Source organism: Pseudomonas sp. LFS044 (assembly GCF_047978245.1).
In the GTDB taxonomy this organism is placed as follows: domain Bacteria; phylum Pseudomonadota; class Gammaproteobacteria; order Pseudomonadales; family Pseudomonadaceae; genus Aquipseudomonas.
Genome location: NZ_JBFPFX010000045.1, coordinates 1 through 25,323, shown reverse-complemented (window position 1 = coordinate 25,323; position 25,323 = coordinate 1). Strand labels below are relative to the sequence as shown.

Annotated in this window: 17 protein-coding genes and 1 pseudogene; 9 read left to right on the top strand and 9 right to left on the bottom strand. The window is 63.8% G+C overall.

The features are described 5' to 3' along the window. Positions 1-89: 89 nt before the first annotated feature. Entirely contained in the window at positions 90-980 is an 891-nt protein-coding gene (locus ACNQPL_RS25685) for a LysR family transcriptional regulator (protein WP_416468283.1), read from the bottom strand. A 136-nt stretch (positions 981-1,116) separates the two neighbouring features. Here ACNQPL_RS25685 and ACNQPL_RS25680 point away from each other — a divergent pair, with 136 nt between their 5' ends. Together ACNQPL_RS25680 and ACNQPL_RS25675 are read left to right on the top strand one after the other, a co-directional pair. Next, positions 1,117-2,607 (top strand): aldehyde dehydrogenase family protein, encoded by a 1,491-nt coding sequence (locus tag ACNQPL_RS25680; protein ID WP_346612623.1) that lies wholly within the window; start codon positions 1,117-1,119, stop codon positions 2,605-2,607. 141 nt (positions 2,608-2,748) lie between these two features. Continuing rightward, complete coding sequence (locus tag ACNQPL_RS25675) at positions 2,749-4,035, top strand: NAD(P)/FAD-dependent oxidoreductase (protein ID WP_416468282.1); 1,287 nt, start codon at positions 2,749-2,751, stop codon at positions 4,033-4,035. Positions 4,036-4,135: 100 nt separating this feature from the next. Here the strand turns inward: ACNQPL_RS25675 and ACNQPL_RS25670 are convergent, their stop codons facing one another. Further along, positions 4,136-5,563, bottom strand: coding sequence for a mechanosensitive ion channel domain-containing protein (locus ACNQPL_RS25670; protein WP_416468280.1), 1,428 nt, complete (start codon positions 5,561-5,563; stop codon positions 4,136-4,138). 262 nt (positions 5,564-5,825) lie between these two features. On the opposite strand from ACNQPL_RS25670, the gene ycaC (ACNQPL_RS25665) reads away from it, so the two are divergent. The 3 genes from ycaC (ACNQPL_RS25665) (at position 5,826) to ACNQPL_RS25655 (ending at position 9,398) form a co-directional block, all read left to right on the top strand. After that, entirely contained in the window at positions 5,826-6,455 is a 630-nt protein-coding gene (ycaC, locus tag ACNQPL_RS25665) for an isochorismate family cysteine hydrolase YcaC (RefSeq protein WP_060515117.1), read from the top strand. 117 nt (positions 6,456-6,572) lie between these two features. Then, a complete protein-coding gene (locus tag ACNQPL_RS25660) occupies positions 6,573-7,139 on the top strand; it encodes an antibiotic biosynthesis monooxygenase (RefSeq protein ID WP_346612619.1) in 567 nt (188 codons plus the stop codon). A gap of 417 nt (positions 7,140-7,556) precedes the next feature. After that, entirely contained in the window at positions 7,557-9,398 is a 1,842-nt protein-coding gene (locus ACNQPL_RS25655) for an amidohydrolase (protein ID WP_346612856.1), read from the top strand. Positions 9,399-9,488: 90 nt separating this feature from the next. Here the strand turns inward: ACNQPL_RS25655 and ACNQPL_RS25650 are convergent, their stop codons facing one another. Next, complete coding sequence (locus ACNQPL_RS25650; protein WP_346612618.1) at positions 9,489-10,751, bottom strand: OprD family porin; 1,263 nt, start codon at positions 10,749-10,751, stop codon at positions 9,489-9,491. 71 nt (positions 10,752-10,822) lie between these two features. Further along, positions 10,823-11,680, bottom strand: a complete 858-nt coding sequence (locus ACNQPL_RS25645) for a LysR family transcriptional regulator (RefSeq protein ID WP_346612617.1) — start codon at positions 11,678-11,680, stop codon at positions 10,823-10,825. A gap of 129 nt (positions 11,681-11,809) precedes the next feature. Between ACNQPL_RS25645 and ACNQPL_RS25640 the strand changes: the two genes are divergently transcribed. Continuing rightward, entirely contained in the window at positions 11,810-12,997 is a 1,188-nt protein-coding gene (locus ACNQPL_RS25640) for a YbfB/YjiJ family MFS transporter (RefSeq protein WP_346612616.1), read from the top strand. On the opposite strand, the gene ACNQPL_RS25635 is transcribed toward ACNQPL_RS25640, so the two are convergent. Further along, positions 12,998-13,909, bottom strand: coding sequence for a LysR substrate-binding domain-containing protein (locus ACNQPL_RS25635; protein WP_346612615.1), 912 nt, complete (start codon positions 13,907-13,909; stop codon positions 12,998-13,000). It abuts the gene before it with no gap. A gap of 135 nt (positions 13,910-14,044) precedes the next feature. Between ACNQPL_RS25635 and ycaC (ACNQPL_RS25630) the strand changes: the two genes are divergently transcribed. After that, the gene (gene ycaC, locus ACNQPL_RS25630) at positions 14,045-14,674 is read left to right on the top strand and encodes an isochorismate family cysteine hydrolase YcaC (RefSeq protein WP_346612614.1); all 630 of its coding nucleotides are present in this window, start codon (positions 14,045-14,047) and stop codon (positions 14,672-14,674) included. A 196-nt stretch (positions 14,675-14,870) separates the two neighbouring features. On the opposite strand, the gene ACNQPL_RS25625 is transcribed toward ycaC (ACNQPL_RS25630), so the two are convergent. From ACNQPL_RS25625 to ACNQPL_RS25615, 3 genes are all read right to left on the bottom strand, one after another. Beyond that, complete coding sequence (locus ACNQPL_RS25625; RefSeq protein WP_416468278.1) at positions 14,871-15,449, bottom strand: PBECR2 nuclease fold domain-containing protein; 579 nt, start codon at positions 15,447-15,449, stop codon at positions 14,871-14,873. Between the two features lie 283 nt (positions 15,450-15,732). Next, entirely contained in the window at positions 15,733-17,520 is a 1,788-nt protein-coding gene (locus tag ACNQPL_RS25620) for a monovalent cation:proton antiporter-2 (CPA2) family protein (RefSeq protein ID WP_346612612.1), read from the bottom strand. Positions 17,521-17,642: 122 nt separating this feature from the next. Beyond that, positions 17,643-18,617, bottom strand: a complete 975-nt coding sequence (locus ACNQPL_RS25615; RefSeq protein WP_416468277.1) for a GlxA family transcriptional regulator — start codon at positions 18,615-18,617, stop codon at positions 17,643-17,645. A 179-nt stretch (positions 18,618-18,796) separates the two neighbouring features. On the opposite strand from ACNQPL_RS25615, the gene ACNQPL_RS25610 reads away from it, so the two are divergent. Beyond that, on the top strand, positions 18,797-19,237 hold the full coding sequence (locus tag ACNQPL_RS25610) for a helix-turn-helix domain-containing protein (RefSeq protein ID WP_416468276.1): 441 nt from the start codon (positions 18,797-18,799) through the stop codon (positions 19,235-19,237). Between the two features lie 25 nt (positions 19,238-19,262). Here the strand turns inward: ACNQPL_RS25610 and ACNQPL_RS25605 are convergent, their stop codons facing one another. Then, positions 19,263-24,323 carry an AAA family ATPase gene (locus tag ACNQPL_RS25605; RefSeq protein ID WP_416468273.1) on the bottom strand — a complete coding sequence of 1,687 codons (5,061 nt, stop codon included), beginning with the start codon at positions 24,321-24,323 and terminating at the stop codon, positions 19,263-19,265. Between the two features lie 285 nt (positions 24,324-24,608). Here ACNQPL_RS25605 and ACNQPL_RS25600 point away from each other — a divergent pair. Beyond that, positions 24,609-25,209, top strand: a pseudogene (locus ACNQPL_RS25600) (winged helix-turn-helix domain-containing protein); the annotation flags it as partial. Between the last annotated feature and the right edge of the window lie 114 nt (positions 25,210-25,323).

Genomic DNA, 25,323 nt, shown 5'->3' with positions numbered 1-25,323 from the left:
CCTACAGGCACAGCACAAGTTTCAGCAACTGTGCTGTGCCTGTAGGAGCTGGCTTGCCGGCGATAGGGCCGCAAAGCGGCCCGGCAATCTCAAGGCTGAAGCTGCTCCTGAATCCACTCCACCAACGCCCGCACTTTGGGCACCTCCGCCGCATGCTCGGCATACGCCAGGTAATGCGCCCCGGCACTGCACATGGCATGGTTCCACGGCACCACCAGGCTACCCTCGGCCAACTCCTTCGCCGCCAGGTAACGCGGCACCAGCGCCACCCCGCAACCGGCCTGCGCCGCGCTCAAGGCCATATAGAACGTATCGAAGCGCGGCCCGTGGTAGGCGCTGACACTGTGCAGCCCCAATTCCAGGAACCACTCGTGCCAGGCCTCCGGCCGCGAAGTGCTTTGCAGCAGCACCAGTTCGGCCAGCTCGCTGGCTTCCTTCAATTTGCGCCCTGCCAGAAGCTCCGGGGCGCACACGGGCACTACCTCTTCGCTGAACAGCTCGATGCAGGTCGCCCCCGGCCAGGTGCCTTGCCCATAGAAGAAAACCACATCGGCCGAGCCCTGCAGCAAGGCGAAGGGCTCCATTTCGTTGCGGATGTCGAGGTGGATGTTGCTGTGGCGTTTGCCAAAACCCTTGAGGTGCGGGATCAACCAGCGCACGCCAAAACTCGGTTGAGTGGCTACTTTCAATATCTCGGTCTGCTCGCCGTAGGTGAGCACGTAGCGGCTCGACATATCCACCTGGGTGAGGATCTTGTTGACCTCCGCCAGGTAAAGGCTACCGGCAGGCGTCAGCTGCAGGCGCCGGCGGATGCGCAGGAACAGGTGATGGCGGAGCATCTCTTCGAGCTGCGCCACCTGCTTGCTGACCGCGCTTTGGGTCAGGTGCAGCTCTTCGGCGGCACGGGTAAAGCTCAAGTGGCGAGCTGCAGCCTCGAAGCACTGCAGGGCGGTCATGGAAGGCACCAGGCGTTTGGACATAGCGTTCTCTGCGGCTCGAATCATTACCTGACGGAATGATAAGCGGAATAAAGGTCGTTTGTTGCACCCGTGTGATCGGATTAATACTGATCCCCATCATTTTTCCACCCCATCACCCGATGTAGGAGAAACACAAATGGTTGCTGGATTGCTCGAGCGCCTTGGCGTTGCCGCCACGGCTTACACCCAGGGCGATTACCCTGTTCACACGCCGATCGACGGCAGCCAGATCGCCACGGTGAAACTGCTTGGCAAGGCCGAGACCACCGCCCGCATCGACGCGGCGCAAAGTGCCTTCGAAGCCTGGCGTAGCGTGCCGGCCCCGCGCCGTGGTGAGCTGGTGCGCCTGTTCGGTGAAGTGCTGCGTGAACACAAGGCCGACCTGGGCGAACTGGTGTCGATCGAAGCCGGCAAGATCACCCAGGAAGGCCTGGGCGAAGTGCAGGAGATGATCGACATCTGCGACTTCGCCGTGGGCCTGTCGCGCCAGCTGTACGGCCTGACCATTGCCTCCGAACGCCCTGGCCACCACATGCGTGAATCCTGGCACCCGCTGGGCGTCGTCGGGGTGATCAGTGCCTTCAACTTCCCGGTGGCCGTGTGGGCCTGGAACACTGCCCTGGCCTTGGTGGCCGGTAACGCGGTGGTGTGGAAGCCGTCCGAGAAAACCCCGCTGACCGCGCTGGCCTGCCAGGCGCTGTTCGAAAAAGCCCTGCAAGCCTTCGGCGATGCCCCGGCTGGCCTGGCGCAACTGATCATCGGCGGCCGCGAAGCAGGCGAAGCGCTGGTAGACGACCCGCGCGTGCCGCTGGTCAGCGCCACCGGCAGCACCCGCATGGGCCGTGAAGTCGGCCCACGCGTGGCCGCCCGCTTTGGCCGCAGCATCCTGGAACTGGGCGGCAACAACGCCATGATCCTGGCCCCGAGCGCAGACCTGGACCTGGCCGTGCGCGGCATCCTGTTCTCCGCCGTCGGTACCGCCGGCCAACGCTGCACCACGCTGCGCCGCCTGATCGTGCATCGCTCCATCAAGGACGAAGTGGTTGCCCGTGTGAAAGCCGCCTACGCCAAGGTGCGTATCGGTGACCCGCGCAAGGACAACCTGGTGGGCCCGCTGATCGACAAATTGTCGTTCGACGCCATGCAGGGCGCGCTGGCCAAGGCCCGCGACGAAGGCGGCGAGGTATTCGGTGGCGAGCGTCAGCTGGCTGACCAGTACCCGAACGCCTACTACGTTTCGCCTGCCATCGCCGAAATGCCCGCGCAGAGCGAGGTGGTGCGCCACGAAACCTTCGCGCCGATCCTCTACGTGCTGGCCTACGACGACTTCGAAGAGGCGCTGCGCCTGAACAACGAAGTGCCGCAGGGGCTGTCGTCGTGCATCTTCACCACTGATATCCGTGAAGCCGAACGCTTCCAGAGCGCCTCGGGCAGCGACTGCGGCATCGCCAACGTCAACATCGGCACCAGCGGCGCCGAAATTGGCGGTGCGTTCGGTGGCGAGAAGGAAACCGGCGGTGGCCGTGAGTCGGGTTCGGATGCCTGGAAAGGCTATATGCGTCGTCAGACCAACACCGTGAACTACTCGCGTGAGCTGCCGCTGGCGCAGGGTATCGTGTTCGACTGATGCTGCATGGCCGGGGGCGTTGCCCCCGGTTCGCCGGCAAGCCGGCTCCCACAGGGTTCGGTGCGATTCTTGTGGGAGCCGGCTTGCCGGCGATAGGGCTGCAAGGCAGCCCCAATAAGAACAAAACTGCTGGAGCCGGCCATGTCCGAACTGCGTCAACAATGCTTGTGGGAACACGTCAGCCAACCGACCGTCGCCGCCCAGGCCCTGGCCGGTGAGCACAAGGCCGATGTCTGCGTCATCGGCGGCGGCATTACCGGCCTGTCGGCGGCCATCCACCTGCTCGAACAGGGCAAGTCGGTGATCCTGCTGGAGGCCTGGAAGATCGGCCACGGTGGCTCCGGACGCAACGTCGGCCTGGTCAACGCCGGCACCTGGATACGCCCCGACGATGTAGAAGCAACGTTGGGCCAGAAGCAGGGCAGCCGCTTGAACAAGGTGCTCGGCGAGGCGCCCGGCGAAGTGTTCGCCATGATCGAACGCCTTGGCATCGATTGCCAGGCGCAGCACAAAGGCACCCTGCACATGGCGCACAACGCCACCGGCATCGCCGACCTCCAAGCGCGCCATGAACAATGGAGCCGACGCGGCGCCGATGTGCAGTTGCTGACCGGCGCCCAGTGCCAGGAATACTGCGGTACCGACAAGATTTCCGCCGCGCTGCTTGACCACCGCGCCGGCACCATCAACCCCATGGGCTATACCCAGGGCCTGGCCGCGGCGGTTGCGCGCCTGGGCGGCAAGCTGTTCCAGCAATCGGCCGTCGAAGGCCTGGAGCGCGATGGCGACGCCTGGCGGGTCAAGACTGCCCGCGGCTCGGTGCGCGCCGAGAAGGTGGTGATCTCCACCGGCGCCTACACCGAAGGCGATTGGAGCAACCTGCAGAAGCAGTTCTTCCGTGGCTACTACTACCAGGTCGCTTCCAAGCCGCTGCACGGTGCTGCTGCCGACAAGGTCCTGCCGCATGGCCAAGGCTCGTGGGACACCCGCACCGTACTCAGCAGCATCCGCCGCGACGACCAGGGTCGCCTGCTGCTCGGCAGCCTCGGCCGGGTCGACAACAAGCCGGCGTGGTTCGTGCGCAGCTGGGCTGACCGCATACAGAGCCATTACTACCCGGAGCTGGGCAAGGTCGAGTGGGAGATGCACTGGACCGGTTGCATCGACTTCACCCCCGACCACCTGATGCGCCTGTTCGAACCGGCGCCTGGGTTGGTCGCGGTCACCGGCTACAACGGCCGGGGTAATACCACCGGCACGGTGATCGGCCGTGCGTTTGCCGAGTTTCTGCTCAAGGGTGAGGCGGACAGCCTGCCGATCCCGTTCTCGCCGATGACCGGGGTGAGTGCGCCGTCGTTGCGCACGGCGTTTTACGAGTCAGGGTTCTCGCTGTATCACGCGGGGCAGTGCTTGAGAGTGGTGTTGTAACCACTGGCCTCTTCGCGGGGCAAGCCCGCTCCCACAGGGTCCTGTGGCGTGCCTGTGGGATCGGGCTTGCCCCGCGAAGAGGCCAGTAAAGACAAACCGATTACTTGTGCAACCAACTAAGGAAGCCGCCCTTCTTGATCAGGGTCGGCTTCTGCAGCAATAGCGATTCCCGGCTCTGGCGCCTGAACCGCTGCAACTTGGTCAACGCCGCCTGCACCTCACCGCGCTGCACCAGGCAGCTGCGCACCTGCTCCTTGTCGATGCGGTACAGCACGCAACTGGTCAAGGTGCGGAATTCGGCAAACGAGTCATCCTCGTCGATGATGCCCTCGATCCCCAGCACTTCACCCGGCCCCATGCGCCCGGCCTCCAGCAGCTTGTCGCCATCACGTACAGACGCCGACACCACGCCGCTGCCAATCACCAGCAAGTAATCGGACAGCTCGCCCACGCCGAGAATCACCTGGTCCGCCAGGTATTCCACCGCGGTCATGCGCTGGCTCAGGGCGTCGCGCTCCTCGTCGCTCAGCGAGCGGAACACCCGCACTTCGTCCAGTACTTCACGCTGGCGGCTGCGCGGTGGAAGGGCCAGGTCGACGTTCCACATCACGCCGCTGGCCTCCAGGTGCCGGTGGGCGAGGTCGAACAGCTGGTTGCGTGCCTCGGTCTTGCCGCCCATGTCGGCGACAAAGCCGCTGGCTTCGTACTCCACCGATTCCAGGCTCGAAGCCTTGACCGTCACCTTTGGCTTGGGTGATGCGAGAATCGCGCGGGTGCCTTGCAAGGCTTTTTCCAGCGCATCGAAAACCCGCTTTGGCCGCACCTTGGCAGGCACCACCACGCTGATCGACACCCCATGCACATCGGCCGGGCGGCTGTGGTTGAGCAACTTGGCCTTGGCCGCCACCGAGTTGGGGATCACCGCCAGGCTGCCTGAGCCGGTAAGCAGGCGGGTGGCGCGCCAGTCGATATCCAGCACTTTGCCTTCGGTGCCGTCGATGGAGATCGCATCGCCGATCTGGTACGGCCGCGTGGTGTTCAGCACGATGCCGCTGAACACGTCGGCCAAAGTGCTTTGCAGCGCCAAGCCAATGACGATGGCCATCACCCCCGAGGTGGCCAGCAGGCCCTTCACCGGCAGTTGCATCACATAGCCGGCAGCGGCCACCACCGCCGCCAGGAAAATCAACGCCCCCAGCACATCCTGCAGCAACCGCCCGCCATGGCTGCCGCGCGCCACCAGCAGCAGGCCGAACACCACCGTCACCGTGCGCGCACCGAACAGCCACCAGCCGATGGCCAGCACAGTGGCCATCAGGTTGCGCGACACGTTGTCGACCCAGGGCGGCGGTTGCAGCGGGCTCATCCCGGCAGCCACCAGTACCCAGCTGAACAGCAGGAAGATCGCCAGCCTTGCGCCGATGCGCCATGCCCTGCGCTGAACAGGGATCAGTTGCCAAAGCACGAGGTCGAGCAGGATCAGGGCGCAACCGAGCAACAGCGGGGACGACTGGATGAAAGCCAGCATGGTGGTCTCGGGGGTGAGGGGAGGGCTGTGGGTAGTAATAGAGCAGGTTGGGCGGGCAGGCAATGGCTGTCTGTGCTGGCTTCTTCGCGGGCATTACCGCTCTCACAGGTACTGCGCCGGCTTTGCCAACTCATCGTTCACTAAATAGAACGCTAAAGCCAAAAACCACTATCTACCGCTCAAAAGGGGATGGTTTTAATCTTCTCCCATCAACGCGAAACACCCAAATTACTGAAAATCAAAACCCTTAGGAGCTACGACCATGACCCACTTCAAATACAACCGCCTGAACAAAGACGACGCCGCCGTTCTGCTGGTCGACCACCAGGCTGGCCTGCTGTCCCTGGTGCGCGACATCGAGCCGGACGCGTTCAAGAACAACGTGCTGGCGCTGGCCGACCTTGCCAAGTTCTTCAACCTGCCCACCATTCTCACCACCAGCTTCGAGCAAGGCCCGAATGGCCCGCTGGTGCCAGAGCTCAAAGCGCTGTTCCCCGACGCCCCGTACATCGCCCGCCCAGGCCAGATCAACGCCTGGGACAACGAAGACTTCGTCAAGGCCGTGAAGGCCACCGGCAAGAAGCAGCTGATCATCGCCGGCGTGGTCACCGAAGTGTGTGTCGCCTTCCCGGCCCTGGCTGCCCTGGAAGAAGAGTTCGAGGTGTTCGTGGTGACCGATGCCTCCGGCACCTTCAACGCCATGACCCGCGACGCCGCCCACGACCGCATGAGCCGTGCCGGTGCGCAGCTGATGACCTGGTTCGGCGTGGCCTGTGAGCTGCACCGCGACTGGCGCAACGATATCGAAGGCCTGGCCGCGCTGTGCTCCAACCACATCCCGGACTACCGCAACCTGATGACCAGCTACAACGCCTTCAACGCCGGCAAGTAAGCCGGCCCGCCCAGGGCACCGTCAGTCGGTGCCCGAGCAGGGCAGCACAACCATCCAATCCTCCGCCCGTCCGCCGTTGCACAGTGGATGCGGGCAAGCTCATCCCAAGGAACGCCGATGAACACCGCATTCCAAGACAACCGCAACGTGGTGACCCTGGTCATTCAGCACAAGGTTCGCGCCGCGTCGCTGGCCGGCTACGAAGCCTGGCTAAAGCGCACGGTCAGCACCGCTCGGCGCCAGCCGGGGCACCTCGATGTCAACGTGATCCGCCCGGACGACGGTGGGCTGCATTTCACCACCGTGGTGCGCTTCGCCGATGCCGGCCTGCTGCAGGCCTGGGTCAACTCAACCGAGCGCCAGGCGCTGGTAAACGAAGTGCTGCCGCTGCTCGAAGGCGGCGACCACACCCAGGTGCACGACGACCCGGAGTTCTGGTTCACCCCGCCGAGCAGCAACGCTACGCAACCGCCGCGCTGGAAGCAGGCATTGCTGACCTACCTGGTGATCTGCCCGATGACCATGATCATTCCGCAGCTGCTGGCGCCGCTGTTCGCACGCTTTCCGCAGTTGGGCGGGGTGGTGATCGGCAACCTGATCGTCAACCTGTTCGTCATTCTGCCTGTGGTGTTCTTCATCATGCCGTGGGTAACGCGGCGCTGTGCCAACTGGCTGCGCGGCTGAGAGAAGACCTGCGGGCGGTTTTGAAACGCTGAGCAGGCTGGGGCCGCGTTGCGGCCCATCGCCGGCAAGCCGGCTCCTACCTCGACCGCATCGGCTCCAAGCCCTGTGTGGTGCCTGTGGGAGCCGGCTTGCCGGCGAAGAGGCCGGCCCTGCCAGCACAAAATGTGAACAGGGCTAACCTTCTTCAACCCACCGCACATCCATGCAATCCCTGACCAGGCTTGAAGCGGCATGCTCCACAGTTGCCGCCGCCGCCGCACCCAGACGGAGAAGACCATGTCCCAGGACGCCAACGACAAGAGCCGTCGCCAGTTCCTCGCCGCCAGCACTGTGCTCGGTGCCGCTGGCGCGCTCTGGTCCGCATTGCCCTTCACCGGCTCCGCCGGTTCCGCCCACGCATCCACTCAAGGAGGTTCCATGACCGCCGACCTGATTCTGTTCAACGGCAAGCTTCACACCGTTGACCGCGAAAAGCCCACCGCGACCGCCGTCGCCATCAAAGACGGCCGCTTCATTGCCGTGGGCAACGACGCCGAGGCCATGGCCCACAAGGGTGCTGCCACGCAGATCATCGACCTCAAGCAGCGCACGGTAATCCCAGGCCTGAACGACTCGCACCTGCACCTGATCCGCGGCGGCCTGAACTACAACCTGGAGCTGCGCTGGGAAGGCGTGCCGTCGGTGGCCGATGCCCTGCGCATGCTCAAGGACCAGGCTGCGCGCACGCCAACCCCGCAGTGGGTGCGTGTGGTCGGTGGCTGGAACGAGTTCCAGTTCGCCGAAAAACGCATGCCGACCCTGGAAGAAATCAACCAGGCCGCGCCCGACACCCCGGTGTTCCTGCTGCACCTGTACGACCGCGCGCTGCTCAACCGCGCCGCGCTCAAGGCTGTGGGCTACAACAAGGAAACGCCAAACCCGCCGGGCGGCGAAATCCAGCGCGACAAGTTCGGCAACCCCACCGGCATGCTCATCGCCCGCCCCAATGCGATGATCCTCTACGCAACCCTGGCCAAGGGGCCGAAGCTGCCGCTGGAATACCAGGTCAACTCCACCCGCCAGTTCATGCGTGAACTGAACCGCCTGGGCCTGACCAGTGCCATCGATGCCGGCGGCGGCTACCAGAACTTCCCCGACGACTACTCGGTGATCCAGGAGCTGGCCGACAACAACCAGCTGACCGTGCGCATTGCCTACAACCTGTTCACCCAGAAGCCCAAGGAAGAACTGGACGATTTCAAGAAGTGGACCTCCAGCGTCAAGCTGCACAGCGGCACCGACTTCCTGCGTCATAACGGGGCTGGTGAGATGCTGGTATTCTCCGCTGCCGACTTCGAAGACTTCCTCGAGCCGCGCCCGGACCTGCCGCAAACCATGGAAGAAGAGCTGGAGCCGGTGGTGCGCCACCTGGTCGAGCAACGCTGGCCGTTCCGCCTGCACGCCACCTACAACGAATCGATCACGCGCATGCTCGACGTGTTCGAGAAGGTCAACCGCGACATCCCGTTCAATGGCCTGCCGTGGTTCTTCGATCACGCCGAAACCATCACCCCGCAGAACATCGAGCGTGTACGAGCGCTGGGCGGCGGTATCGCCATTCAGGACCGCATGGCCTTCCAGGGTGAATACTTTGTTGACCGCTATGGCGCCAAGGCTGCAGAGCAGACCCCGCCGGTCAAGCGCATGCTCGAGATGGGCGTGCCGGTCGGTGCCGGCACCGACGCTACCCGCGTGTCCAGCTACAACCCATGGACCTCGCTGTACTGGTTGGTCAGCGGCAAGACCGTGGGCGGCATGGAGCTGTACCCCGAAGGTTTGGACCGCGACACCGCACTGCAGCTGTTCACCCAGGGCAGTGCCTGGTTCTCCAGCGAGCAGGGCAAGAAAGGCCAGATCAAGGTAGGCCAGCTGGCCGACCTGGCGGCGCTGTCGCTGGACTTCTTCAGCGTGGATGAAGAGGCGATCAAGGGTATCGAGTCGGTGCTGACCATCGTTGATGGCAAGGTCGTGTACGGCGCTGGCGAGTTTGACAGGCTTGGCCCACCTCAGGTGCCGGTCCTGCCGGAATGGTCGCCGGTGGCCAAGGTACCGGGGCACTGGCGCGTCGGTACGCCATCGTTGGCCGCGGCGGTGCACCAGTGCAGCGGGCCGTGTGGCGTGCACGCACACAGCCATGAGAAGGCGCGGCATTCGAGTGTGCCGGTTAATGACTACCAGGGCTTCTGGGGCGCGCTGGGGTGTTCGTGCTTCGCGTTCTAAGCTGACCTGATGTGAAAGGGGGCCCGTTATCGGGCCCCCTTTTTTGTGCGCTCATCACTGGCCTCTTCGCACCTGTGGGGGCGGGCCGTGTCAGAAGCTGCCCTTGAGCGGGTACTCGATGATCAGGTAGATGCGGTCGATGTCGTCGCCCGCCTGCGCCTGATTGGCGCGATGGCTGACGTGGGAGAACGACAGGCTGAGGTCCTTGGCGGCCCCCGACTGCACCACGTACTTGAGGTCGATGTCGCGCTCCCAGTGACGCCCGCCTTTGCCTTGCTGGCCAGCGTAGGCGCCGCCCGCCGGGGCATGCGTGCCATCGATGGCGCTGCCGCTGACGTAGCGGCCCATCAGGCTCAGGCCAGGCACGCCAAGGGTGGCGAGGTCGAGGTCGTAGCGCAGTTGCCACGAGCGTTCGCCGGGGCCGTTGAAGTCGGCGTATTTGATCGAGTTGGCAAGGTAGATCGAGTCGCCGCCGACGAAGTCGAATGGCGTGTCGCCTTCGATCTTCTGATAGGCCAGGGTCACGGCCTGGACACCAAGGCGGTACTTGCCCGATAGGCTGTAGGCGAGGGTGTCGATGGCGCCCGCACTGGCGCTGCCGGTGTCGCGGGTCTGGTACAGGTTGCCGTCGAAGCGCCAGTTACCCTCGGCCAGGTTCACGTTGAGATAGGCCTGGCGCCAGGTGTCCTGCAGCTGCCCTGCGTACAGTGCACCGCCGAACGGGCCAGCGGGGGCAAAGGTCGCGCCGGCCAGGCTGATGGCGCGGCCATGGGTAGTGGCGCCATAGCCTGAGAAGTCGTCGTGGGTCGAGCTGTTGTCCTGGTTGTTGAACGCGGTGAAGCGCCCCGCTTGCAGGCGCCAGTCAGGCAGGTCGGTGTTTTCCAGCAGCCAGCCGGTGGCGTACTCCGGGTGCAGGCGTTTGTCAGCGGTGTCGAACACCGGGGTTTCGACGGTCATCTCGCCGTAATGCAACTGGGTGTTGCCCATACGCAGCTTCAAGGCGGCGCCAGCGCTGGAATAGTCCGACGCGGCGCGACCCTCGCTGTCGCGGGGCAGCAGGCCGGTACCGGCATGGCCGCGGCCGCCGTCGAGCTTGAGGCCGAGAAAACCGTGGGCGTCGATGCCGACACCGAGGATGCCTTCGGTAAAACCGGAGCGAATTTCGCCGATGAAGCCCTGAGCCCATTCCTGGCGGTAGTTCTGACCGCTGCCGGAAGGGGAGCGGAAGTCGCTGTGCAGGAAGTAGTTGCGGCTGAGCAGCGACCAGCCGGGTTCCTGCGCCTGGCCGAGGGCCGGGCAGAGGGCGAGGGTGGCGAGCAGGGTGCGGCCTGGCCCGTGAGTGGCGCGGATCATGGGGGCTCCGGGGTGGATGATGCGGGACTGTGGAGCAAGGACAGGCCAGGGTCTTGTAAGGGTGTGCTGGGTCAGTTCGAGAACGCCTGCGCAATCGCTTCGATCACCACCCGCACCCGGGCTGTGTGCCTGACATCCTGGTGGGTGACCAGCCAGATATCGTATGGCTTGCCCTGCGGCCATACCTTGCGCAAGCCGTCCCGCTCGCCCAGCGGCAGCGGCAACTCACCGAGCCCGATACCGCTGGCCAGGGCCCGGCGCACCATCAACCCCGAGGTGCAGGTCAGGGCGACCCGGCCCTGAGCGATGGGCTCGCCGGCCAGGGTCACCTCCTTGCCGCTGTCCAGGTAGGGTTGGTATAGCACCAGTTCATGCCCAGCGAAGCCGCTGCCCGGTACCGGCGCACCACAGCGCTCGAGGTAGGCGGCTGAGGCAAACAGCCCGCTTTGCCAGCGCGCCAGGCGGCGCACCACCAGTTCGGGGTTGTCGGGTTTGTGCGTGCGTACGGCGATATCAGCCTCGCGTTTAGTGAGGTTGAGCATCTGCGTCGAGGCCTGTAGCTGGACTTCGACACCCGGATGCGTCAAGCGCAGGCTGGCGACGGCCGGGATGATGAAATCCATGGCGAACGAGTCGGTGGTGGTGACCCGCACCACACCGCTCAAGCGCTCATCCAGGCCAAGGATCTGCCGCTGCAGGCCTGCGGCGGCAGCCTCCATCTCCAGCGCGGCGTGCATCGCGACCTCCCCGGCACTGGTCAGTGCGTAACCGCTGGAGGTGCGCAGGAACAAAGTGGCGTTAAGCGCGTTCTCTAGCGACCCGAGCCTTCTGCCCACCGTTGCCTGGTCCACGCCCAAGCTGCGGGCAGCGGCGCGCAAGGTCTGCTCGCGGCACAGGGCCAAAAATACGCGGGTGTCGTCCCAATTCATCGCGGGTGTCCTCGGTGATGCAAAAATGCAGGGCGGTGCTGAGAAATCGCTGCGTTATTTCGTCGCGAATCGACTTTATGCTCTTCCCATCCTTACAAACAAGCGCCGCAGCCGGCGCGAGGGCAGATCATGAATGTCTCGACTCAACGTGCACCCTGGTTGCCTATCTGGAGCGGGCTGTGTGCCAGCCTGGTCGGTATCGGGCTGGCACGCTTCGCCTATACACCGCTGATCCCGGCTCTGATCGAGGCGCACTGGTTCGCCAGCTCGGCGGTGGTCTACCTGGGGGCGGCCAACCTGGCGGGTTATCTGATAGGCGCGCTACTGGGCAGGCCGCTGGCGGCGCGCTGGTCCAGCCGGGCGGTGCTGCGCGGCATGATGGTCCTGGTCAGCCTGGCGTTCCTGGCGTGTGCCTGGCCGCTGTCGGTGGGGTGGTTCTTCGGCTGGCGGCTGCTGTCGGGGGTGGCGGGCGGCGTAATCATGGTGCTGGCGGCCAGCGCGATCCTGCCGCATGTGGCTGCAGCGCGCCGCGGGCTGGCCAGTGGCGCGATCTTCCTTGGCATTGGCCTGGGCATCGCCGCTGCCGCCAGCCTGGTGCCATGGCTGCTGGGCAAGGGCCTGCAGCAGACCTGGCTGGGGCTCGCGGCGTTCTCGTTGCTGCTCACGCTCAGCAGCTGGGCCGGCTGGCCAGCCGAGCACGCGCATCAGCAGGCGGGGCCTGTGCCCCAGCCAGGCAGTGTTTCGCCGGCAATCAAGGTGTTATTCGGCCAATACGCGTTGATGGCCACGGCCTTGGTGGCCCCGATGATGTTCCTGGTGGATTATGTCAGCCGCGGGCTGGGCGCTGGCACCCACGCCGGCGGGGTGATCTGGGGGTTGTACGGCCTTGGCGCAATTGCCGGGCCTGTGATCTACGGGTTGCTGGCCGATCATCTGGGTGCCCGTGCGGGCATCCGCCTGGTATTGCTTGCGCAACTGATCGCCTTGGGCGTTTTGCTGGGCAGCCAGGACTTGCGCCTGCTCGCCGCTGCCGCGCTGTTGATCGGCTCGTTCCCGCCAGGGATCGTGCCGCTGGCGTTGGCGCGGGTGCATCAACTGGTTGAGGGCCACGCCCAGCAGAATGCGATATGGAGCCGCGCCACCGTGTCGTTCGCCAGTTTTCAGGCGATCGCCGGGTACGCATACTCGGCGTTGTTCGCCGCCAGTGGTGGCCACTACGCTACGCTGTTCGCCGTGGCGGCCGGTGCTGTGTTGCTGGCGCTGCTGGTCGATCTGCTGCTCAAAGGTGAAGCCCGAGCGATGGCTGCGCGGGTCTGATCAGGCCATATCGCTAGTGGCGAATTCCTCCGCCAGGTGATCGATCAGCGACCGAACCGAGGGCAGCAACCCGCGCCGCGACGGGAAGATCGCGTGCACGATGCCGCAACGCGGGTGCCATTCCGGCAGCAGCTCGACCAGCCGGCCTTCCGCCAGGTCTTCGCGCACCGCGACCCTAGGCAAGTGTGCAATCCCCACCCCGGCGACCACGAAATGGCGCAGGGCGAACAAGTCGTCGGTGACCATGCGCGGGGTGTGCGGGATCACGATGCTGCGGCTCATGTCTTCACCCTGGAACAGCTCCCACTGGTACTCCCGCTGGGCGCTGCCCCAGTGCACGCTGGGCAGCGTGCCGAGCAGCTGTGGATCGAAGCCTTTGGGCAATTGCTGTAGGTACTGCGGGTGGCCCACCAGGCACTGGGTACTGTTGCTCAGCACCTTCATGACCATGTCGGTGTTTTCCAGCGGCGGGAAGCGCACGCGCAGCGCCACGTCGAAGCCTTCATGCAGCAGGTCGACGCGGCGGTTGGTGCTTTCGATGAACAGTTCCACCTGCGGGTATTTGAGCATGTAGCGGGTGAGCATCGGCCCGACCCAGGAGTTGAGCAGTGTGGTCGGGCAACTGATGCGCACCAGCCCGCGTGGCTCGCTGCGGTTGCGCTCGATGATCTCCGCCGCGCCTTCGGCTTCAACGCGCATGGCCAGGCAACGGTTGTAATAGGCCTGGCCAATCTCGGTCAGCGAGCAGTGCCGGCTGGTGCGGTGCAGCAGGCGCACACCCAGGCGGTCCTCAAGGTCGGCGATGCGTCGGCTGAGTTTCGACTTGGGCATGTCCAGCGCCCGCCCGGCCGGGGCGAAGCCGCCGTGCTCGACCACCTGGGTGAAAAAGTAGAGGGAGTTCAGGTCTTCCAATGATCGTTCTCCAGGTGGAACGCTAAGGGCGATTTTCGCAGTCTACCGCTCTAAAGGTGATGATTTTAATCTGTGCCCATCAACGCGAAACACCCCAGATTGCTGAAAAATTCATAAACCTTAGGAGCACAGACCATGAGCAAATTCACCTACAACCGCCTGAACAAAGACGACGCTGCCGTGCTGCTGGTCGACCACCAGGCTGGCCTGCTGTCGCTGGTGCGTGACATCGAGCCGGACAAGTTCAAGAACAACGTGCTGGCCCTGGCCGACCTTGCCAAGTTCTTCAACCTGCCGACCATCCTCACCACCAGCTTCGAACAAGGCCCCAACGGCCCGCTGGTACCGGAGCTCAAAGCCCTGTTCCCCGACGCCCCGTACATCGCCCGCCCAGGCCAGATCAATGCTTGGGACAACGAAGACTTCGTCAAGGCAGTGAAGGCCACCGGCAAGAAGCAACTGATCATTGCCGGTGTAGTGACGGAGGTATGCGTCGCGTTCCCGGCCCTGGCCGCGCTGGAAGAAGAGTTCGACGTGTTCGTGGTAACCGATGCCTCCGGCACCTTCAACGAGATGACCCGCGAAGCAGCCCACGACCGCATGAGCCAGGCAGGGGCGCAGCTGATGACCTGGTTCGGTGTGGCGTGCGAACTGCATCGCGACTGGCGCAACGATGTTGAAGGGTTGGCGGCGCTGTGCTCCAACCACATTCCGGATTATCGGAATTTGATGACCAGCTATAACGCGTTGACTGCTGGTAAGTAATACGAAGTAACTTTATGCATGGCCTCCGCAATGGGGCCATCGTTGACTAGATCCTGAAGTGTTGTTAGCGTTTTACGTGAGCGCGAAACCAGCTGCCATTCAGCGGCAATAGCTGGCGTAGGAACCCCGTCGATGGCTGGATCATCAACGTCGGGTGAGACCTCCACACCCTGGCTTGAGGGTGTGTATATGAATATCAAGCATGGTTACAGGGCCACTGGTGACAGTGGCCCTTTTCTTTGCTCGACAGCAAACAGTATCGCTTGTAGAGCAGTTTCCCATGACGATGCTTGTTCAGTGCCTTTGCATCGCACTGCATGAAGTTCCACAACATTTTGCCGTTGTGGAGTGTTACCACCACCAGCATCTGCCGCTTGGTCTCGTAAACGCCTATGAAAGCCAGCCTGTTGGTGTCATTGGTGTAAGCGACCTCCCACACCTCGAACGGCCCGGTTAATGTATCCAGCGCTACTTTCACATAACGTTCCCTGGCGTCTTGTCGTTTCTCGACGATGTGGTGTACACAGCTGCGCTGAATTCGGATAACGCCCATTGGGGTGGTGACGGTTACTGAGTCAGCCCTTGCATTGCTCAAACCCAGATGGATTGCAGCAAGCTCCATTGCGGCATCGTGCGATGGGGCAGCGGCTAACTCTTCAACGGGTTGGGTACGCATATCACGAACAAGCGTTCTGAGATCGGGCTGTCGCTCGTCCCGCCAGGTATTCTGGCCTTTCTTCTCTGCGACGCTCGCGGTTGGATTGGTGGAGCTCAATGGATACCTGGCTGCGATCAGAGTCGCTGGAGCGGTGGCGACCAGGTGAGCCTATTGAGAAGGGTTTCCTCGGGCTATCAGACGAGGGGGGACTCATTGTGTAGGGTGTTTCCTCAATTAAGGTGGGGCAGCTCTCGAGATTTCGAGTCCAAAAAAGAGGGCAGAAGCCTAATGCTGTTCACTTAAGAATGCCGGTGCCGCTCTGCGGCCACAACACACGCGATGCATAACTTAAGTGAACAGCATTAGGCAGAAGCCCTCTTTGTGTTTCGACCTACCAGCCTCAATCCGCATCCGAATCAAACAACCGCTCCAGCTCCACCCGCGCTTCCTTCGCCGTCTGCATCACCTTGGCCCGGTCATCACGTACCTGCCCCTGCGCCTCCAGCACTTCCTCGTCATGCTGGGCAAACCGCTCGATGCGGTCCGCTGCCTGTTCACTGCTCAGCCCGAGCCCGACCAGCGCGCGGCGGGTCATTTCCAGGCTCGAATAGAACGTTTCGCGAATCGGCTCGGCACCTACGTCCACCAGCTTGTGCACATGCTGGCGGTTACGGGCGCGGGCCAGCACCTTCAAGTGCGGGTACAGGCGCTTGACCCGTTCCGCCGTGCGGGTGGTGACTTCCGGGTCGTCGGTGGTGATGACGAAGTATTCGGCCTCGCCGACCTTGGCTGCATGCAGCACTTCGGGGCGCAGCGGGTCGCCGTAGAACACCGGGGCCTGTTCGAACATGCGAGTCATCTCGATGGCGTCCACCGAAGTTTCCAAGGCGACGAAGGGGATCTTCTGTGCACGCAGGATGCGCGACACGATCTGCCCCATGCGGCCCATGCCGACGATCACCACACGCGGCGTGCCGGCGTCGATGGTCTTGTACTGCTCGGGCACCTCCCGCGCAGGTTGCGGGCGTTTGAGGGCGCGGGCGCAGCCGAGCATCAACAGCGGAGTGATGGCCATCGACAGGGTGATGGTCATCAACAGCAGGTCGTAGGTCTGGGTATCGAACAGCCCTTGGTCCTTGCCCAGTTTGAACACCACGAAAGCGAATTCACCGCCAGCCGCAAGCACCATACCCAGGCGCAGCGCGCTGGCGCTGTTCAGGCCACCGGCCAGGCGCCCGACGCCAACCAGCAGCACCAGTTTGACCGCCACCAACAGCAAGGTCAGCCCCAGCAGCACCAGCGGCATTTCCAGCAGCAGGCTCAGGTTGGCGCCCATGCCGACGCTCATGAAGAACAGCCCAAGCAGCAGGCCTTTGAAGGGTTCGATCTGCGACTCCAGCTCGTGGCGGTATTCAGAGTCGGCCAGCAGCAGGCCGGCAAGGAAGGCGCCCAAAGCCATGGAAATTCCGGCTTCCTCCATCAGCCAGGCGGTGCCGATCACTACCAGCAGCGCGGTGGCGGTGGACACTTCCGGCAGGCCGGTGCGGGCGACGATGCGGAACACCGGGCGCAACAGGTAGCGACCGCCGACGATCACCACAGCGATGCTGGCGAACACCTTCAGGCCATGCTCCAGGCTGTCACCGTGGCTGGTGTCCGGGCCGCTGGCGGCCAGCAACGGGACCAGGGCAATCAGCGGGATCGCGGCGATGTCCTGGAACAGCAGAATGGCAAATGCCAGGCGGCCATGTGGAGCGTTGAGCTGCTTGTTCTCGGCCAGGCTCTGCAAGCCCAGGGCGGTGGACGACAACGCCAGGCCAAGGCCGACCACGATGGCCGCCGGCAGCGACTGGCCGAAGCCGAACAGCGCGATGGCGCCGATCAGTGCGCCAGTCAGCAGCACCTGCGCAGTACCCACGCCGAACACCGACTTGCGCATCAGCCACAGGCGTTTGGGGGATAATTCCAGGCCGATGATAAACAGCAGCAGGACCACGCCCAGCTCGGAGATATGCGCCACGCTTTCGGTATCGCGGATCAGGCCGAGGGCTTGCGGGCCGATGGCCACGCCAGCCAGCAGGTAACCAATCACGGCACCCAGTTGCAGGCGTTTGGCCAGGGGGACGGCGAGGACCGCGGCGAGCAGAAAGATCACCGCGGTTTGTAGAAGGCTGCCTTCGTGTGGCATTGGCTCGAACTCCATGAGCTGCCGGGGCAGCATTAGAACAGTGTGGCGGACAATTCTGGGGATTGCGGCTGTTTCAAACAATCGGGGCTGCAGGAGAAACATTGTCCCGTCTTGATTGACAGTCAGCCCCCACCAAACTGCGCTCGATACTGCGCCGGCGTCATGCCGATCCGCTCGCAGAACACCTTGCGCATATGCCGGTCACTGCCAAATCCACACTGCGCCGCCACCACCTTCAACGGACGGTCGCTGCCTTCCAGCAGTTTGCGTGCCTGGTCGATGCGCGCATTCTGCAGGTACTGCAACGGCGTTATGCCCACCTCGCGCTGGAAGGTTCGGGCGAAATTGCGCCCACTCATCGCCACCAGGTCGGCCATCTTCTGCACGGTAAAGGCTTGGTCGATATGGTCGACGATATACGCCTGCACCCGCGCGATCGCCGAGCCATCGCGCGGTACCGCTGCCAGCAGCGGCCCATAAGGTGTCTGCCCGCCCTGGCGATGGCGGGCCACCAGCAGCACCTTGGCCACTTCCAGGGCCAGCGCCTTGCCGTGATCTTCCGCGACGATGGCCAGCGCCAGGTCGATGCCTGCGGTGATCCCGCCAGAGGTGATCAAGTCGCGGTCGACTACATAGATCTGCTCTGTCTCGACCTTCGCTTGCGGGAACGCGCGTGCCAGGCGCTCCACGTAATTCCAGTGCGTGGTGCAGCGATAACCGCCGAGCAGGCCGGCCCGCGCGAGCAGAAAAACCCCAGTGCAGATGGCGCCGAAGCGTTTGGCACCCCGTACAGCCCCAGGTAGCCAGCGCTCCAGCTCGGGCAGGGCAACGTCATAGGCCCCAGGCCCGCCCGGTACCAGCAGCAGTTCGATGTTGGCGGGGAGGTCTTCCAGGCGTAGATCTGCCAATACCTTCAAGCCGCATGAACTACGGATGGTACCTTGGCTTTGCGCCACGGTAACCAGCCGGTAGCGCCGGTCTTCAGGCAAGAACCGGTTGGCGATGGCAAAGGCATCCATGGGGCCGGTGACATCCAGCAACAGCACATCGTTGAACAGCACCATGGCCACGGTGCGATGAGCGCGATTTTCCTGCATACCTCTTTCGCCTTGAATACTGGCCGCTTGCGGCGGCGTGAAGCTGAGAACGAAGTGCATCTTAAGGTATCGGTAACGCGGCGGGGCCAGCAGCGCTCAATTAAGAACTATTCAGGTTTGACTCAGGACTTTGTCACCTGCTGAGGGCGAGACTTTCTGCATTGATCAGGAGAGTCGCCATGAACCCTGGGACGCCCCAAAACTGCCCGAATACCCCCGGTGCCCTGACCCCCGCGCGCCTGCGCCAGGCCAAGGAACTGATGCTGCGCAGCTCACTGTCGATCATCGAGATCGCGGGTGTGTGCAACCTCACGCGCAGCCATTTCTCGCGCGCCTTCAAGGTCAACACCGGCCTGTCGCCCCAGGCCTGGCGCTTGCTGGCGCGCATGGAGAAGGCCAAGCGCCTGCTGGCCACAGAGGCGCCGATCACCCACGTGAGCCTTGAATGCGGCTTCTGCGACCAGGCGCATTTCACCCGCGCCTTCAGCCGCCTGGTCGGCCAGCCACCCAAGGCTTGGCGCCAGTCGACGCGGGTGAACCTTAAGACGGCTTTATCCCCCGGTATAAGCCCTCGGGCCAGTGCCGAGGTCCGCTATTCAACCCAAGGAGTCATCCCATGAGCCAACGCCGCGACAGGCTAACGATTCAGTTGCCAGCGGGCATCGGCATAGTAAAACGAATCCTGCACCCGCCCAGCTCCGAAACCTGCGCCTGCAGCTGCCCACCATGGGCCTGCACCACTGAACCGCAGATCGCCAGCCCCATCCCCAGGCCGCTGCTCTTGGTGGTATAGAACGCTCCGAACACCCGCTCCCGGTCTTCTGGCGCGATCCCCGGCCCGTTATCGTCCACGCAAACCTCCACCCTGTCCGCCAGCACCTGGGACGAAATTCGCAGCAACCCATCACTGCGATACCCCGCCAATGCCTCCAGCGCATTGGTGATCAGGTTGAACACCAGCTGCTGCAACTGCACCGGGTCGGCCATCACGCTCACGCCCGCCTGTAGCTGGGTCTGCACGTTCACTGTGCCTCTGTGGGCGTCTGCCGAAGTCAGCCGCACTACCTCGAGAATCAACTCATCCAGCTTTACTGCCTTGAGCTGCATCGGCGATTGCTTGGCCAACGAACGCAACGCCCGCACGATGTTTGCCGCGCGTTCGCTGTCGTTGCGGATGTCTTCCAAGCCTGCAATGGCTTCGTCCAGGTCGGGCTGTTCACGCTTTAGCCAGCGCAGGCTGGCGGCTGCGTTGGAGGCGATGCCCAGCAACGGCTGGCTGATTTCGTGGGCGATGGACGCCGACAGCTCATTCATCACCTGCAGGTGCGCACTGCTGGCCAGCGCTGCACGCGACCGGCGCAGTTCGGCCTCCATCTGCGCGCGGGCCTGGTTGTCTTCGGCCAGGCGGGTATAGAACTTGGCGGTCTGCAGCGACACTGCCGCCTGTGACGCAAGTATCTCGAGCATGGCCAGGCGCTGGCTGCCGAACAGGTTCGGCACCAGGCGGTTTTCCAGATAAACCAGCCCGATCAGCACACCCTGGATCACCAGCGGCAGGCAAAGCACCGAGCGCGCATGGCGTGCATGCAGTTCCGAGCGGAACGCTTCCGGGCAATCGCTGAGCGCGTCGTTGAGCACCAGCGGCTTCTTGGTGCGCATGGTGGCGTTGATGATCGACAGTGGCGCCTGGGTGAGGAACTTCTGGCAGTTGTCCATGCGCACGTGCAGGCCAGCGTCGTCGATATAGGCCAGGGCCGCCATTTGAAACTCGGCACCGCTGACGATCAGCAAGGCGCCGTGGTCGGCACCGGAGTGCTGGGTCAGGTGGCCCATCAGCGTTTCGATCAACCCTTCGAGCAACACCTCTTCGGACAATGCCCGTGCTGCCTCGACACCGGCTTCCAGGTCCAGCCGTGCCTGGCTGGCGGTGCGGTAGGTTTCCTGCACGGGTTGCGTGCGCAGGAATGGGTGCAGCGTCTCCAGCTGGCGCACCTTGCCGGTCGCGCCCCAGATATGAAAACAGTCGCGGGCAATGCGCAGGTGCAAGTTGGCGCCAGAGATCAGCCCGCTGGGGATGCACACCTCTGCCAGCTGCTCATGGGCCAGGGCCTGCTCGTGAATGAAGCCGGCTGCGGTGGCCGCGATCTGCGCCTGGTCGAAGCAGCGGATAGCAGCCAGGCCATCGCCGTTTAGCTTGGCGATCACGCCTTCGATCAACAGCAGCTTGTTGCGAAAGGTCACCGGGTTGAAGCTTGCCCAGCCGGCGAAGCGCTCGCGCACTGTTTGCAGTATGGCCAGTTTGCTGGCGAGGCTGCCGGGTGCTTCCGGGCTGCCCAGGGTCAGCCCATGGAACAGGTGATAGTCGGCCAGGTTGATGTGCGCAGGCGCCGCCCAAGTGTGTTCGGCGGCGCAGGCCAGGCTGTGCATCGCCTGTTTGATGTTACCCATATAAAAGGCCGACATGCCGCTGAACAGGTGCTTGAAGAACAGGGTCGTGTGCGACTTCACCTCTACAGTCGAGCCTGCGAAGGGGGTGCCGCTCAGGTTGGCGACAAATGCCTGCTGGGCCAACAGAATCTGTTCCACATCGCTATAGTGAACGCGGCGCACCGTGGCCAGGCCTTGCGCCACCTCGGCGGCGACGTCCTGCAAGAAGCGGCCCATGAACAGCGAGTCTGAAACCAGGTGATTGCAGGCGTAGCAGCTCATCGCCAAATCGCCGCTGACGCGGCCTGAATCGACCGCCTCCAACGCGGTGCGCCGGGCGAATTCCATGGGTGCAGTCCAGGCGCTGACCTGGTCGAGGGCGAGCAGAGCGCTGGTCAGGTCGGTCTCGAAGCCATGCCGCTCGATCAGCTTCAAAGCCGCAAGGCAGTAGGCATGCCCGTCGTGGTAAGCACCGAAGCGCTCGGCGATCATTACACCGAACCAGGCCATGCCGTAGGTGCTGCCAGGCGCGACGCCCTGGACCAGGGACAGCTCCATGAGCTTGGCCAGGTGCAGAAAGCAGACGTCCTCCTGCACGAAAAAAGACGACGACAGGGTCGCGAGCAGGCTGATCGCAACCGTGATTTCTTCAGAATCGGTGCGTGGCAGTGACTCCAGGCAGTGACGACCTTGCTGCTCGATCAGCCCTTGCACGCGGTCATAGCTGGCTTCGACTTGAGCCTGGTTGGCGCGCCGGGGCAGGGTGATGCCCAGCAGTTCGAGGCCCGAAAGTGCCACATCGATGCCCGCCTGGTAGTCACCACGCAATGTGTGCAAGCGGGCCTGCAGCCTGCATACCCGGGCCTTGTCCGGGGCCGCGCGTGCCCGTTGCCGGCATTCGATGATGCGCGCTTCAGCCTGAGGCATGTGCGACAGCTGCATGTCGCACTCGGCCGCCATGCAGGCGATGGCGAAGGCATGCTCGGCATGTGTGTCGGGCGCTGCACTCAGGCGCAGCAGGTGGTCGGCCGTGTTCAGATAGCCGGCGGTCTGGTCAACCGCGCCATTGTCGCGCGCACGCAGTGCGGCTTCACGCAGCAACGGCAGGAACGCTGCACAGTCATCCGCTGCAAAGGCCCATGGGCTGGCGCGTTGCAGCTGGTTGGCGATGGCGAATACACCGTCGCGTGGCTCGTTTTTCCAGGTGTGGTGCATGGCCTGCGCAATGCGCGCATGCAGTGGCGCTCGCTCACGTTCTGGCGTGAGTTCGTAAGCGGCCTCCTGTACGCGGTCATGGGGGAAAGCCAGGCCCTTTTTTCCCGGTTGCAGAAAGCCTGCTGCAATCAACGCCCTGAGTGGCTCGGTGGCAAGCCCGGCAGGCAGGGCCAGGAGGCACTGCAGCAAACGCTCGTCACAGCGGTTGCCCACGGCGCTGGCGATGCGCAGCACATCGCGTTGCGCAGCAGGCAGGCGCGCCAGGCGCTGGACCATCAGGTCAGCGACGTTGTCGGCATAACGGTGCCGTGCCACCGCCTCCAGCGACCATGTCCAGCGCATGGCCTGGGTGTCGAAGGTGAACAGCCGATCCTCGACCATCGCAGTGAGTATCTGATTGATGAAGAACGGGTTGCCGGCGGTCTTGGCGTGCACCAGCTCAGCAACCTGCAATGCCGCTTCGGGGGGCACATGGTAGCGCTCGCCGATCAGCTCCGTCACCGCGCCAACGGGCAGCGGGCGCAGGTTCAGGGTAGTGCTGTGTATAGCTGTCGGGGCGTTGTCGGGTGCACTGCAACCCCGCGTATCGTTGCGCTGGGCGACGATCAGCAACAGGTTGCCTGGAGGGTTGGCGAACAGCTCCAGCAACAGGTTCCGCGTGGCGTCGTCGGCCCACTGCATGTCGTCGAGAAACACCGCCAGTGGGTGCCCCGGCCGGCTGAACACATGGAGGAACTCGACGATGGCCCGCAGTTCTTTCTGCAATGCCAGGCGCGTGGGCTTCTCCGGCAGCTCGGGCAGTGGGCCGATGACCAGTTTGAGGTCTGGGGCAAGCTTGCCCAGCAGCCGGCCACGGCCTTTGATTCGGCGCAGGATCTCGCGGCGCAATGCATCCAGGTCCTGGCTGTTCTTCGCCAGCAACTGGGTTGTCAGCGATTGCAGTATTTCGATCCAGGGCCCGTAGGGCACAGCCTGTTCCGGGCTATTGCACTTGCCGGCCGCCCAGTAACCGTGGGCTTCTGCCTTGAGCGTGGCTTCGACCAGGCTGGACTTGCCCATGCCGGTGGCACCGTTGATGAACAGTGCTTGAGGCGTGCTGTCACGCCGCGAGGCTTTCAGCAGCAGGGCGATGACCTTGTGCTCGGCGGTGCGGCCGTACAGGCGCTCTCGGCTGGGGGCTGCACTGTCGGCGCAGCCCGGCTCGAAGTTTTCGATGGCCTTCCTTGTCGCCCATTGCCGCTGGCAATGGGCGAGGTCGATGGCCAAAGCCTGGGCGCTCTGGTAACGGGCGTCGGGTTCTTTGGCCAACGCCTTGGCGAGAATACGGCTGAGTGGCAGCGGCACCGTTGCGTCGAGTTCACTGGCAGGCCGTGGTTGTACACCCGCATGCAGCTGGCGCCAGTGCAGCTTGTCGCGCCCGCTCAGCGGCAGTTCGCCCACCAGCAGGTGGTAGAGGATGGCGCCGAGGGCGTAGATATCACTGCGTTGGTCGCTGCTGCTGCCGTGGGGGCAGATTTGCTCCGGTGCCAGGTACGACCAGTTGCCGATCGGCGCATTCTGGCCGCTGACCAGTTCGGCACTGCCGGCGCGAAAGCAACCCAGCCGCACACGCCTTGGGTGCTCGATGCACACGTGCTCGGGTTGCAGGGCACCATGCAGCACATTGCGTTCGTGAGCTTGCGCCAGGGCGTTGGCGGCATTCACCGCCACCTCGAGGAACGGCATGATAGCCGCAGGGCCATGGGCAATGAGGTCGGCGATGGAGCGGCCGAGGGGGTAAACCAGCAGCGGGCCTTCGGCCGAGCGCAAGAAGGCCGAGGGAATCACCGCCCATTGCGGGTCAAGCTGCAGGCGGTAGTCGCGTTCGAGGCGTTGGCACGCCGCCGGGGCTTCGACCGGCGCACGCACGGCGAGCCAGGCTTGCCGAGTGACGGGGTCACGCAGGCGGAAGTAGGTGAGGTCACCTTCCTGGCCCAGTGGGGTGATATCGCACCGGTTCAGCCAGCTTTCATCGAGCGACTGGTCGTAATCGACAGGCCTTTGCGCAAGGCGTTCATCGAGCATTCAACACCCCTGCTAACGACATCCTGACGCCCGAGTATACGCAGCAAGGCCCCTAGACTCGGCGCTTGCAGGCAGCATGGCAGGAACGGGCACCATCTTGACTGTTATGGTACCCAGAGGGGCGGCGGGCACTTGTATCCTAGGCTCTGTACGAAAAGCCTTGAGACGCAGGGCTTTTCGTACAGAGCCTAAGGCCAACCTATCCCTCGGGATAATTGTTTGAACGTGGACGCTGGCCTAGATTGCACATGGCCGCGCAACCGCCCGTGCCTGCGAGAGACGTTGATGATCCGATTAGGCAATGCCCAAGTGTCGCTGCAGCGGCGGGAAGCTTTTCTCGACGGCAAGCCGATCCCGTTGGGTGGCCGCGCGTTCGAGGTGCTGGCGACATTGATCAGGGCCCAGGGCCGGGTGGTCGCCAAAGACGAGCTGTTCAGCCAGGTCTGGGCTGGCACGGTGGTCGAAGACAACAACCTGCAGGTGCAGGTATCGCTGTTGCGCAAGGCCTTCGGCAACCCCGGGCTGATCCAGACAGTGCCGCGCCGTGGCTATCGATTGGCCGCAGATATCACCCTCGACGTGCCCTGCATGGCGTCGGGAAAATCGCCATTGTGCGGTTTGGCCGAGATCATCGAGCCGGTCGGCGATATCGCAAACGTGCCGGTGCTGGTGGTCGATGACGACCCGTCGGTGCGCAACGCCCTGGGGCGGCTATTCCGCTCGCAAGATATCGCCCATCGGCTGTATGCCTGCGCCGAGGAACTGCTCGAAGGCCAGGTCGACACGCCCTATGCCTGCCTGCTGCTGGACATGAACCTGCCCGAGGCCTCTGGCCTGGAGGTGCAAGATGCCCTGCGCCGGCTCGAGCTGCCGTGGGGGGGGGTATTAATTTTAGCGCCCCGCACAAAAAACCCAACACAGGAGGGCAAGAGGGGCGGGGGGGGGGGGTTTAGTTACAAAACAATAGTAAAATAGCAGCAGGTGGGGGGGGTGGGTTGTG

Coding starts and splice junctions, on each gene's coding strand:
- ACNQPL_RS25680 (WP_346612623.1), top strand. CDS start 1,117: ATGGTTGCTGGATTGCTCGAGCGCCTTGGCGTTGCCGCCACGGCTTAC.
- ACNQPL_RS25685 (WP_416468283.1), bottom strand. CDS start 980: ATGTCCAAACGCCTGGTGCCTTCCATGACCGCCCTGCAGTGCTTCGAG.
- ACNQPL_RS25620 (WP_346612612.1), bottom strand. CDS start 17,520: ATGCCACACGAAGGCAGCCTTCTACAAACCGCGGTGATCTTTCTGCTC.
- ACNQPL_RS25670 (WP_416468280.1), bottom strand. CDS start 5,563: ATGCTGGCTTTCATCCAGTCGTCCCCGCTGTTGCTCGGTTGCGCCCTG.
- ACNQPL_RS25605 (WP_416468273.1), bottom strand. CDS start 24,323: ATGCTCGATGAACGCCTTGCGCAAAGGCCTGTCGATTACGACCAGTCG.
- ACNQPL_RS25675 (WP_416468282.1), top strand. CDS start 2,749: ATGTCCGAACTGCGTCAACAATGCTTGTGGGAACACGTCAGCCAACCG.
- ACNQPL_RS25645 (WP_346612617.1), bottom strand. CDS start 11,680: ATGAATTGGGACGACACCCGCGTATTTTTGGCCCTGTGCCGCGAGCAG.
- ACNQPL_RS25610 (WP_416468276.1), top strand. CDS start 18,797: ATGAACCCTGGGACGCCCCAAAACTGCCCGAATACCCCCGGTGCCCTG.
- ycaC (WP_346612614.1), top strand. CDS start 14,045: ATGAGCAAATTCACCTACAACCGCCTGAACAAAGACGACGCTGCCGTG.
- ACNQPL_RS25650 (WP_346612618.1), bottom strand. CDS start 10,751: ATGATCCGCGCCACTCACGGGCCAGGCCGCACCCTGCTCGCCACCCTC.
- ACNQPL_RS25615 (WP_416468277.1), bottom strand. CDS start 18,617: ATGCAGGAAAATCGCGCTCATCGCACCGTGGCCATGGTGCTGTTCAAC.
- ycaC (WP_060515117.1), top strand. CDS start 5,826: ATGACCCACTTCAAATACAACCGCCTGAACAAAGACGACGCCGCCGTT.
- ACNQPL_RS25660 (WP_346612619.1), top strand. CDS start 6,573: ATGAACACCGCATTCCAAGACAACCGCAACGTGGTGACCCTGGTCATT.
- ACNQPL_RS25655 (WP_346612856.1), top strand. CDS start 7,557: ATGACCGCCGACCTGATTCTGTTCAACGGCAAGCTTCACACCGTTGAC.
- ACNQPL_RS25640 (WP_346612616.1), top strand. CDS start 11,810: ATGAATGTCTCGACTCAACGTGCACCCTGGTTGCCTATCTGGAGCGGG.